Origin of the sequence: Bacillus sp. SLBN-46, assembly GCF_031453555.1 — a bacterium.
Lineage (GTDB): Bacteria > Bacillota > Bacilli > Bacillales > Cytobacillaceae > Neobacillus.
The window spans coordinates 1801770-1813889 of the sequence record NZ_JAVIZM010000001.1 but is presented as its reverse complement, the minus strand read 5'-3'; the positions used below and the strand labels follow the sequence as shown (position 1 = coordinate 1813889).

The 12120-nt window shown below is 39.3% G+C and carries 9 protein-coding genes, 1 tRNA gene and 1 pseudogene; 1 reads left to right on the top strand and 10 read right to left on the bottom strand.

Going from position 1 to position 12120, the window contains the following annotated elements:
- Positions 1–164: 164 nt before the first annotated feature.
- Entirely contained in the window at positions 165–653 is a 489-nt protein-coding gene (locus QFZ87_RS09205) for a LiaF transmembrane domain-containing protein (protein ID WP_309860291.1), read from the top strand.
- A 71-nt stretch (positions 654–724) separates the two neighbouring features.
- Here the strand turns inward: QFZ87_RS09205 and yihA are convergent, their stop codons facing one another.
- The 10 genes and pseudogenes from yihA to rph all read right to left on the bottom strand — a co-directional run bounded on the left by yihA (position 725) and on the right by rph (position 12028).
- A complete protein-coding gene (gene yihA, locus QFZ87_RS09200; protein WP_309860289.1) occupies positions 725–1306 on the bottom strand; it encodes a ribosome biogenesis GTP-binding protein YihA/YsxC in 582 nt (193 codons plus the stop codon).
- Positions 1303–3630, bottom strand: a complete 2328-nt coding sequence (lon, locus tag QFZ87_RS09195) for an endopeptidase La (protein WP_309860287.1) — start codon at positions 3628–3630, stop codon at positions 1303–1305. The genes yihA and lon overlap by 4 nt, the downstream gene beginning before the upstream one ends.
- Before the next feature lie 273 nt (positions 3631–3903).
- Positions 3904–5551: pseudogene (gene lonB / locus QFZ87_RS09190) on the bottom strand (ATP-dependent protease LonB).
- A 112-nt stretch (positions 5552–5663) separates the two neighbouring features.
- Positions 5664–6923, bottom strand: coding sequence for an ATP-dependent protease ATP-binding subunit ClpX (clpX, locus tag QFZ87_RS09185; protein WP_309860284.1), 1260 nt, complete (start codon positions 6921–6923; stop codon positions 5664–5666).
- A gap of 436 nt (positions 6924–7359) precedes the next feature.
- Positions 7360–8637, bottom strand: coding sequence for a trigger factor (gene tig, locus QFZ87_RS09180; protein ID WP_309860282.1), 1278 nt, complete (start codon positions 8635–8637; stop codon positions 7360–7362).
- 167 nt (positions 8638–8804) lie between these two features.
- On the bottom strand, positions 8805–9830 hold the full coding sequence (locus tag QFZ87_RS09175; RefSeq protein ID WP_309860280.1) for a tetratricopeptide repeat protein: 1026 nt from the start codon (positions 9828–9830) through the stop codon (positions 8805–8807).
- Positions 9831–9948: 118 nt separating this feature from the next.
- Positions 9949–10025, bottom strand: a tRNA-Arg gene (locus QFZ87_RS09170).
- Positions 10026–10132: 107 nt separating this feature from the next.
- The gene (locus tag QFZ87_RS09165; RefSeq protein ID WP_309860279.1) at positions 10133–10651 is read right to left on the bottom strand and encodes a metallophosphoesterase family protein; all 519 of its coding nucleotides are present in this window, start codon (positions 10649–10651) and stop codon (positions 10133–10135) included.
- A complete protein-coding gene (locus QFZ87_RS09160; RefSeq protein ID WP_309867742.1) occupies positions 10648–11259 on the bottom strand; it encodes an XTP/dITP diphosphatase in 612 nt (203 codons plus the stop codon). The genes QFZ87_RS09165 and QFZ87_RS09160 overlap by 4 nt, the downstream gene beginning before the upstream one ends.
- A gap of 13 nt (positions 11260–11272) precedes the next feature.
- Positions 11273–12028: a ribonuclease PH gene (gene rph / locus QFZ87_RS09155; protein WP_309860277.1), complete on the bottom strand. Its 756-nt coding sequence runs from the start codon at positions 12026–12028 to the stop codon at positions 11273–11275.
- Positions 12029–12120 lie beyond the last annotated feature (92 nt).

Sequence of the window (12120 nt, the reverse complement as noted above, 5' to 3'; positions counted from 1 at the left end):
ATCATGAGCAATTTCGACTTTTGCTCGGAAAATGTGAACAGAAAACGAAAGATATGTTATGATAAAAAAATAATAGGACTTAGTTTTATCTATTACTTCCTTAAGTACAGTATCAAAAAAATAGAATAGATTCAAGTGAACCTTATTGGAAGTGGTGTTTTTTAATGAAAAATCAGCGAATCTTTCCCGGAATTATTCTGATTGGTTTTGGAGCTTACTTTTTACTACAGCAAACAGGAATTACTATTTTTCAACAATTTTATACATGGCCTACCTTGCTGATGATCGTTGGGATTGCTTTTTTAGGTCAGGGCTATTCAGCTAAGGAACATGAAGCCATTCTTCCTGGAGTCATCATGAGTGGTTTCGGGCTTCACTTTCATCTTGTCGGTCATGTGTCTTTTTGGCCAAGCCATACCATTGGCATGTTAATTCTCATTATATCAATTGGTTTTTTCCTTCGTTTTCAAAAAACAAATACAGGCTTGTTTCAAGCATTCCTCTTTCTCATTTTAGCGGTATTGCTACTATTTTATGATAAAATTGCCGGCTATCTTGGCTTATTACAAAATGGCATGAGCTTTATTTGGAAATTCTGGCCCGCTCTGTTAATTGTTGTTGGTATTTATTTTCTACTAAAAAAGAAAAAATAACAGTGAAACTTTCCAAATTCACATAGGAAAACGCCTGGCACTTAACTGCCAGGCGTTTTTCTATGTCTTACTTACATATAACTCTGTAGCAAGGACCATGCTTTGTCTTTTCCCTCTCCCGTTTCAGAGGAGAAGACAATCAAGTGGTCATTTTTATCAAGGTCTAATGTTTCACGTGTGACCTTTAGATGCTTTTGCCATTTTCCCTTTGGGATTTTATCTGCCTTAGTTGCGATAACAATGCAGGGGATTTCATAGTGTTTTAAGAAATCATACATCATCACATCATCCACTGTCGGCGGATGGCGTAAATCAACTATTAAGACGACTGCCCGTAATTGCTCACGAGTGGTAAAATACGTTTCAATCATCCTTCCCCATGCGGCCCTCTCTGTCTTCGAAACCTTGGCATATCCATATCCAGGGACATCGACAAAATGAAGGATTTCATTGATTAGGTAAAAATTTAACGTTTGGGTTTTACCTGGCTTTGACGAAATTCTCGCTAATCCTTTCCGGTTTAGCATCTTATTAATAAAAGACGACTTTCCTACGTTGGAACGCCCCGCAAGAGCAAATTCAGGCAACTCTGTTTCTGGATACTGTTCTGGCTTAACTGCACTGATGACAATGTCTGAACTTACTACCTTCATTTAGTATCACCTTCTAAAAGGGCATGTCTTAGAACTTCATCCACATGTGAGACTGGTACAAATTCTAGTTCATTCCTTACACTTTCTGGAATATCATCAATATCTTTTATATTGTCCTTTGGTAGAATGACTTTCGTCAGACCTGCGCGATGGGCACTTAAGGTTTTTTCTTTCAGACCACCAATTGGTAGAACTCTTCCTCTTAGTGTAATCTCACCCGTCATTCCAACCTCTCTGCGAATCGGTTTGCCAGTTAAAGCCGATACGAGTGCCGTTGCCATTGTAATTCCTGCAGAAGGTCCATCCTTCGGAACAGCTCCTTCGGGAACGTGGATATGAATATCATATTTTTCATGGAAATCGTCTTCGATGCCCAGTTCAGTCGCCTTTGAGCGAACATAACTAAATGCAGCTTGTGCAGATTCCTTCATCACATCGCCAAGCTTACCTGTTAGAACAAGCTTTCCTTTACCAGGTGATAGCGAAACCTCTATCTGCAGGGTGTCGCCTCCAACTGTCGTATAAGCCAACCCAGTCGCCACTCCTACTTGATCTTCTGTTTCAGCCATTCCATAGTGGAATCTTGGCTTCCCTAAAAATTCTTCTACATTCTTTTCAGTGATAATTACCCGCTTCTTTTCACCGGAAACGATGATTTTTGCTGTCTTCCTACAAATGGTTGCCATTTGACGCTCTAAGCTTCGAACGCCTGCTTCGCGAGTATAATAGCGAACCACTTTCAGTATCGCATCATCACGAACTTGAAGAATCCCCTTCGTTAAACCATTTTCTTTAATTTGTTTTGGTAGCAAATGGTCTCTACAAATGTGTACTTTTTCAAGCTCCGTGTAGCCAGCAATCGTAATAATTTCCATTCTGTCTAATAGTGGCCCAGGAATGGTTGATAAATTATTTGCCGTTGCAATAAACATGACCTTTGATAAATCGTAGGTTTCTTCAATATAATGGTCACTAAAATTATGGTTTTGTTCCGGGTCTAATACTTCCAGCATAGCTGAAGATGGATCTCCGCGGAAATCATTAGACATTTTATCTATTTCATCAAGTAAAAAGACAGGGTTGATCGTTCCAGCTTTTTTCATTCCTTGAATTATGCGTCCAGGCATGGCTCCCACATACGTTCTCCTGTGGCCGCGAATTTCAGATTCATCACGTACCCCGCCAAGGGACACTCGAACAAAGTTACGATTCAGCGATGACGCAATAGAGCGGGCAAGGCTCGTTTTCCCCACACCAGGAGGTCCTGCTAAGCAAAGAATAGGGCCTTTTAAAGAATTCGTCAGTTTCTGTACCGCCAAATATTCAAGTACACGTTCCTTAACCTTTTCCAATCCGTAATGGTCCTGATTTAAAACCTTTTCGGCACGGAGAATATCAATATCATCCTCTGTCTTTTTCGACCAAGGAATCGTAATCAACCATTCAATATAATTACGGATCACTGCACTTTCTGCCGAACTAGATGGCACTTTCTCATAACGATCTAATTCCTTAAGAGCCGCCTTTTTTGCATGCTCAGGCATTTCAGCCTGCTCAATTTTTTTCGTCAACTCCGCAATCTCACCTGTTTTGCCTTCTTTATCGCCTAATTCTTTTTGAATGGCCTTCATTTGTTCACGAAGATAGTACTCTTTTTGCGTCCGTTCCATCGACCGTTTTACTCGTTGGCCAATTTTCTTTTCCAAATTAAGTACTTCTTTTTCATTATGAATGGTATCAATTACGCGATTTACACGGCTCTTTACATCAATTGTCTCAAGGATTTCTTGCTTTTCCTTTAGCTTGAGTGGTAAATGTGATGCGATGATATCCGCCATTCTACCAGGTTCTTCAATATCAGCGACAGAGGCATAGGTTTCTGCCGAGATTTTTTTAGAGAGTTTTATGTATTGCTCAAAATAGTCAAGCATTGTTCTCATCAGGGCTTGGTCTTCCACATCCTTAGTATCAGGATCATCATACGTGACCAAACTTACCGAATAATGCTCGTCTTCTTCATAAAATGAAACAATTTCCGCTCGGTTTAAGCCTTCTACCAATACTCTAATGGTTCCGTTTGGCAGTTTTAGCATTTGCTTCACTTTTGTTAACGTACCAATTTTGTATATTTCCTCTTCTGATGGATCATCGATTGATACATCCTTTTGAGTTGTTAAAAAGATTAAGTGGTCATCTACCATTGCTTTTTCAAGTGCTTGCACAGATCTTTCACGGCCTACATCTAAATGCAGGACCATTGTCGGATAAACAAGCAAACCTCGAAGCGGCAGGAGGGGGACGATCAATTCGTTCTTTTCCGCCATATAATGCACCTCCACATGCAATCCTCGTTTTCCTACTACTACTAGCAGATTAGTCTTTGTACAATTCTAACGTATTTATAATATGGTGTCTATTTTTAGAGATTCGAGATCTCTTTTTCAATATAATTTATATTTTCCCCAAACGTAAGGAAATCTTCCTAAGTTCATTTTGGATTTCTTTTAGGAAAATGGCAATAAAAAAACTCCGGTTTGATTTACACTACAAACCGAAGTTCTATATTCTCTTTTTAGATTAAATCGATTCTTTCTTTGTTAGTTCAATTGAGGCAGGGATGGCTTCGTGTTTTCCGAAGGATTGGACTAGGGCAATCTCGAATACTTCATGTAGATGGGTGACAGGAACGATGTTGATTCCGTCAATCTCATTCAAGATGGTTTGCATATTTTCCTCTGGAATGATGACGGTTTTGGCTCCTGCCTTTCTTGCTGCCTTTACTTTAGGATAAACCCCGCCAATTGGCTTCACATTGCCATGAATACTAATCTCACCAGTCATTGCTACCGTGTTATCAATGGGAATTTTGTAAATGGCGGAATAAATTCCTGTCGCCATGGCTATTCCAGCAGAAGGTCCATCGATTGGGACACCGCCAGGAAAATTAACGTGAATATCGTAGTCATTAGCGGGTACTCCCATCGAACGGAGAACCGTAATCACATTTTCGATCGAACCACGTGCCATACTCTTCCTGCGAATGGATTTCCCTTGACCGCCAATGCTTTCTTCTTCAACAATACCAGTTATGTTGATTGTTCCCTTGTCTTTTGCCGAGATGACCGTAACTTCAATCTCGAGCAATGCACCAGAATTTGGCCCATACACAGCTAGTCCATTCACCAGACCTACATGTGAAATATCATTAATTTTTCTTTCCATCCTTGGAGTCATTTGACTGGAATGGATGACCCACTCAATATCTTCATCCTTGATATAATTACGGTCTTCTGTAATAGCAAGCCCAGCTGCAATTTGGATCATATTGACCGTTTCACGGCCATTTCTCGCATATGTAGATAAGGTATTAACACCTGTTTCAAAAATTTCTAGGTTTACTTTTTCAGCCGCTTTCTTCGCTACTTCCACAATTTCCTCCTGATTTAAATCGCGGAAGAAAACCTCCATACAGCGGGAACGAATCGCTGGAGGAATTTCACTTGGAGTCCTAGTAGTGGCACCAATTAAACGGAAATCGGCAGGTAGTCCATTTTTAAAAATATCATGAATATGCGTTGGTATTTGCGTATTTTCTTCATGATAATAGGCACTTTCCAAAAAGACCTTTCGATCCTCTAATACTTTTAGAAGTTTATTCATTTGGATTGGATGCAATTCGCCAATCTCATCAATAAAGAGTACTCCACCATGTGCATTTGTCACAGCACCTTGCTTTGGCTGTGGTATACCTGCCTGTCCCATTGCCCCTGCACCTTGATAAATAGGATCATGAACAGAACCAATTAAAGGGTCTGCAATTCCTCTTTCGTCAAACCGTGCTGTTGTGGCGTCTAATTCAATAAACACAGAAGATGCTTTAAATGGTGACTTTTGATTCTTTTTGGCCTCTTCTAGAACGAGGCGGGCAGCAGCTGTTTTACCCACTCCCGGTGGTCCATAAATAATTACATGCTGCGGATTTGGTCCACAAAGGGCCGCCTTTAATGATTTAATCCCATCTTCTTGGCCTACAATATCCTTAAAGCTTGTAGGGCGAACTTTCTCAGCTAATGGTTCAGTCAATGAAATGGACCTCATTTTGCGAAGCTGTTCCATTTCTTTACGGGATTCCCGGTCAATGGACACTTTTTGCGTACGCTGATTCCTCAACAAATTCCAAAAATACAGCCCAATTATGATTCCGAAAAACAGCTGTATAAATAAGGCAATCCCCGTCCAACTCATACATTTCCCTCCTACTACATACTCACAATATATTAATAAGTATTTCCTGCCGGAAGGAGGAATAAACCACAAAAAGTAAAAAGACCTGGCAGAGAGCCAGGTCTTTGAAAGTTTATGCGGATTTTTCTTCTGCAACAACCGTTCCGTCTTCTAAGACTAATTTCGGAACACTGTTTTCTAAGACAGTGTCCTTCGTAATGATACATTTAGTAATATCTTCGCGTGAAGGAAGATCAAACATGACATCAAGCATGATTCCTTCGATTATTGAACGAAGACCACGGGCACCCGTTTTTCGTTCAATTGCTTTCTTCGCGATTTCCTCTAATGCGCCTTCTTCAAATTGCAACTCTACATCATCGATTTCAAGCATTTTTTGATATTGTTTAACTAGCGCATTTTTCGGTTTTGTTAAAATTTCAATCAATGCTGCCTCATCTAATTGCTCAAGGCTAGCAATCACCGGAAGACGACCGATGAATTCTGGAATTAATCCAAAACGAAGTAAGTCTTCAGGCAATACTTTTGAAAGAAGCTCTTTTTGAGAAACATCTACCTGCTTCACATCTGATCCAAATCCAATGACCTTTTGGCCTAAACGGCGTTTAATAATTGGCTCGATTCCGTCAAATGCTCCACCGCAGATAAATAAAATATTTGTAGTATCAATTTGGATAAACTCCTGATGTGGATGCTTTCTTCCACCTTGTGGCGGAACACTTGCAACCGTACCTTCAAGAATTTTTAATAATGCCTGCTGCACACCCTCACCAGAAACATCACGAGTAATAGAAGGATTCTCTGATTTACGGGCAATTTTATCAATTTCATCAATATAGATGATTCCTTTTTCTGCTTTTTCCACATCATAATCAGCAGCTTGAATCAATTTTAATAAAATATTTTCTACGTCTTCCCCAACATATCCAGCCTCTGTTAAGGAAGTAGCATCAGCAATTGCAAATGGCACATTCAAGATTCGAGCCAATGTTTGTGCTAATAATGTTTTACCGCTACCAGTTGGTCCAATCATACAAATATTACTCTTTGAAAGCTCTACGTCATCAATTTTGCTGTTGGAATTGATTCGCTTATAGTGATTGTAAACCGCTACTGATAGAGATTTTTTCGCCTGGTCTTGGCCAATGACGTATTCATTAAGAATTTCACAGATTTCCTTTGGCTTTGGAACGTCTTTAAATTCTACTTCTTCTTCCGTTCCAAGCTCTTCTTCCACGATTTCTGTGCAAAGCTCGATACATTCATCGCATATATAAACTCCAGGCCCGGCAACTAATTTACGAACTTGATCCTGTGTTTTGCCACAGAAGGAACACTTTAACTGTCCTTTTTCATCATTAAATTTAAACAATCCTTTCACCCCTTAAAACGTTGTTAGTACCCTATTTGAAGCAGTGATTTACACAAACAAAAGTCTATATTTTTCTAACTATTCAGGTGGTATGTATTTTGCATTGTAACACATGAAACCAATGGACTGGAAATAAAACGCATTATGCAATTATGTTTTTTCTTTACTCTTTTTGTTTGTGTAAGTCGATGGAAAACTTATGTACTCATTAATCTTAACCATATTTTTTGAAATTAAGTCTTAAAACTGTTTGGAAATTAATTATTCGCCTTAGTTTACTCTATTTCCTGCCATTTAAGAATAAAAATTATTCCCTGCTGAGGAACTCAACAGGATAATAAACAGGTTTCCCTGTCCTTATTATAATATGTAATGAGAAATATGTATAAAACAAGGCACGATAAAAATCGCACCTTGTTTTTTAAATGGTTAAAATTTATTTCTTGTTTTCAACAAGAAAGTCAACAGCTTTTTTAAGTTTAAGGTCAGATTTAATACCTTCAGAACCGCCAAGAGCTTGTTTAATCATATCAACTGTCATGTTGTACATACCAGCCATTTTTTCTAGTTCAGCTTCTACATCTTCGTCAGTTACTTCAAGGTTTTCAGCTTTAGCAATCGCTTCTAAAGTTAAATTCACTTTTACGCGGGTTTGTGCTTCTTCCTTCATTTGCTCACGTAATGCATTTTCGTCTTGACCAGAGAATTGGAAGTAAAGTTCAAGGTTCATACCTTGCGTTTGTAAACGTTGTTCAAATTCTTGAAGCATACGGTTTACTTCATTTGTAACCATAACTTCTGGAATTTCAACTTCAGCATTTGCAGCAGCTTTTTCAACTACAGTATCACGTAGGTGGTGCTCTGCTTCATGCTTTTTGCTATCTACTAAACGAGTTTTGATTTTTTCTTTAAGAGCATCTAATGTTTCAACTTCATCATCTACATCTTTAGCAAACTCGTCATCTAATGAAGGAAGTTCTTTTCCTTTAATTTCGTGAACAGTCACTTTGAATACCGCAGGCTTACCAGCAAGTTCAGCAGCATGGTATTCTTCAGGAAATGTTACTTCTACATCTTTAGACTCACCAGCTTTTACTCCAACTAATTGCTCTTCAAAGCCAGGGATGAAAGAACCTGAACCTAATTCTAATGAGTGATTTTCAGCTTTTCCACCTTCGAAAGCTTCGCCATCAACGAATCCTTCGAAATCAAGAACAACTGTATCACCGTTTTCGGCAGTTCCTTCTTCTTTAACAACTAACTCAGCTTGACGTTCTTGAAGAGTTTTTAATTCGTTTGCAACGTCTTCGTCCGTTACGTTAGCATCTAATTCTTCAACTTCAAGGCCTTTGTATTCGCCTAATTTTACTTCAGGCTTTACTGTAACAGTTGCCTTGAAAATAAGCTCTTTGCCTTTTTCCATTTGCTCGATATCGATTTCAGGACGGTCAACTGGCTCGATTCCTGATTCATCGATTGCATTTCCATAAGCTTCTGGAAGAATGAAATCTAATGCATCTTGATAAAGTGCTTCTACACCAAAGCGCTTTTCAAACATTCCACGAGGCATTTTACCTTTACGGAAGCCAGGAACGCTTACTGTTTTAACAACCTTTTGGAATGCTGCGTCTAGACCTTTATTTACCTCTTCAGCACTTACTTCAACTGTAAGGACGCCTTGGTTTCCTTCTAACTTTTCCCATTTTACTGTCATACCTTTTTCCCTCCAACAAATCTATTCTCATATCATTCGTAACGAATTGAGTCGGAAAATGTCTTGTCCATCAAGCCAATCTTCCATTTTTAAATGTAAAATATAGTTTTTTACACAATGCAACCCCTACATTATAACACAGGATTGTTTTCTTTCAACAGCGAAGCCTATATATTAGGATAAGAAATTTTCTCAATTTCCTCTATTTGAGCCTTCGCCTGCTCAATTTCTTCCATTGTAATTTGATAATCACTTGATAACCTCTCGACTTTTCCATCCATCCCCAAATAATTTTCAGCTAATAAATGAAAGGCTGCCGCCCACGCATCTGGTTTCTCCGGTTGGAAATCCAATGGATAAGTGATAAAAAAAGTTCGTTCTACCATTCCGATGGTGTGTTCAAATAGAACAGGATCATTGCTCTCTAACTGGGCTTCTAGTAGTTCTTTTACCCTTTTCATTTTCGGGTGAACCCTTACTTCAGGCAGGTTGGCTGGGTGGAAGCTTTGTTCACTCGTAAATTTCTTTATCACAAATTCTCTATCTATTTCTTGCTCTTTTAAAAGAGTTAATAGCATTGTTTTAAGAAACGGATGCCCTGTTTCTGCTTTTAAATAATCAGCAATTTCATTTATATAGGGGCGAATGTTTTTTTCCGCTAAGTCTGAAATAAGAAGTAGCTGCTCGTTTAAATTATTGACTTTTAATAGATTAAGCTCTTTTGCATTGGCTTCCTCTAAAACGTTTTTCTCTTCTGGTGCCTGACGATTTTCCGCCATCCTTCGGCTGAATTGAAGAATGGTTAAGAAGTGATCATGTTTTTCAGGCGGAATCTCCTTTTCTTCAAAGAGAGCCTCAATCGTAGAGACAATCTCATGGTATTCATGCAACTGAATCAACACAGTCAGATACAAATCAACTAACTGAAAATAGTCACCAATTCCCTTAAGCAGCATCTCCTTCGCAAGTACTTTGGCGTTCTTGAAAGAGCCTGCTTCAAAATAAGCGAGCACTAGCCCAATTAATATATGATCGTTATCCGGGTCTAGTTCTTTAGCTTCTTCTAAAAGAGTGATGGCTTCTTTAAATTTTTTCTTTTCTAGGCTTTCCAACCCTTTATCTGTTAACCTTTTTTCTAGTCCGGGAAAGTAAATGACATTTTCTTTTCTTTTGGCTTGTTCCCGTTTTTTCATAGTATACCGTCCTTCAGATTATTGTTGGACATTAGTGTAGCATAATTAGAAGACAAAAAAAACTCACCATCGCTGGTGAGCTATATGATTGGTATGTAGTTTACATCTTACAAGAAAATGGCGTCCCAGGAGAGATTCGAACTCCCGACCGTACGCTTAGAAGGCGTATGCTCTATCCGGCTGAGCTACTGGGACATATTAATTGTTCCTTAAGACAAGATTTATTATATTATCCTACTATCAAAAAGTCAACACACTTCTTTTTATTTTCCCCATAAAGTAATTGGGGGAAAGGTTCCCCCTTATCTACGTAGATTGAATTCACAAGCTAAATCTGTTAATTCCTGACCATTGACCTCGTATACGGACATTTTCACTTTCTCATCCTTCAAATCCAGGACCACATAGGTTTTTTCCAAGCGCTCTCGAGGGAGGCGTATGCTTCCTGGATTTAAAAATAATGTTCCACCGATTTCTTCTGCACCTAATACATGGGAATGACCAAAACAGACGATGTCCGCATCCACTTCTTGGGCCTTGTATTTTAAACTCATCAATGAAGTTTTGACGGAATATCGATGCCCATGTGTAACAAAAAATTTATATCCAGAAGTCTCTAAGACCGTCTCTAACGGAAATCCACCACCAAAATCACAATTCCCCATCACCGTAACATATCCGGATATCGCCCGGTCATCAGGCATTAACTGTGAATCTCCGCAGTGAATCATAACATCTACGTCGCTTAAATGCCTTTCTCTAATGATTTCGAGCTCTTTGGTTAACCCGTGACTGTCACTGATAATTAAAACCTTACTCATGACTGTTCAGGGCTTTCTAATATAGAATCTAGCAAGACATCGAGCTTTATTAACGCATTAGCACGGTGGCTGATTTTATTTTTCACATCAGCAGATAACTCCGCCATAGCAAGACCTTTCTCCGGCACATAAAACACCGGATCATATCCAAACCCATTTACCCCTCTAGGTTCAGTAAGTATACGGCCTTCACAGGTGCCTGACACCGTCATCGTTTTTTGACCTGGTACGGCAACAGCCAATGCACAGTAAAATCTGGCTGTCCTGTCTTCCTCAGGGATATTTTTCAATTCAGCTAACACTTTTTCGGTATTGTTCTGGTCATTCTTCGGTTCCCCTGCATAACGGGCAGAATAGATTCCCGGCCTTCCTTCAAGAGCGTCAACAATCAAACCAGAATCATCACCAATGACCATTTTATTTAAGGCTTTAGAGACTGCCTCCGCTTTTAGAATGGCGTTTTCTTCAAACGTAGTGCCGGTTTCTTCCACTTCTGGAATCTCTGGAAAATCTAGCAATGTTTTGACCTCAATCCCTCTTGATGCAAAAATATGTTCAAATTCTCTGGCCTTCCCAGGATTTTTAGTAGCAATAATAACTTCTTTCATCATGGTTCCCCTCTTATTTTTTTCTACGTGCTTCAATTTTCTTTGTAATGCTCTCACCCAAGGCAGCTTTTTGCTGTTCAAATAGCTCCATTAGCCCTTCCTGAGCCGCTGAAAGCAGTCCTTGAAGCTGTTCATAAGAGAACGTCGATTCCTCTCCCGTTCCCTGTAATTCTACAAATTCACCAGCTCCTGTCATGACAACATTCATATCGACCTCAGCTTTCGAATCTTCCGCGTAGTTTAAATCCAGCACAATTTGTTTGTTTTGCAAGATTCCTACACTAGTTGCAGCTAAATAATCCGTAATTGGAAACTTTGAAAGTGACTTTTTCTCTGCCAATTTGTTAAGAGCAATCGTCATCGCAACAAACGCACCAGTAATGGAGGCTGTACGTGTGCCTCCATCTGCTTGAATCACGTCACAATCTATCCAAACAGTTCTTTCTCCTAGTGCTGAAAGATCTACAATCGCTCTCAGTGCACGGCCTATTAAGCGCTGAATCTCCATCGTACGGCCGGACACTTTTCCTTTTGATGATTCTCGAATGTTTCTAGTCTCTGTCGCTCTAGGAAGCATTGAGTACTCTGCGGTAATCCAGCCCTTTCCTTCCCCTCTCATAAAATGAGGGACTCTCTCTTCAATACTGGCTGTACAAATCACCTTTGTATTCCCAACAGAAATAAGGACAGAACCTTCAGGATGCATTAAATAATTGGTTTCAATATGTATTGGTCTTAGCTGTAATGGTTCTCTTCCATCCACTCGCACTTGTACTTCCTCCTTCATTTCGTAAAGCTTTACTTCATGTCTATTATTCCAAATAAAGAAGAGGCGGCCTTCTAGCCAACCTCTTTCATTGT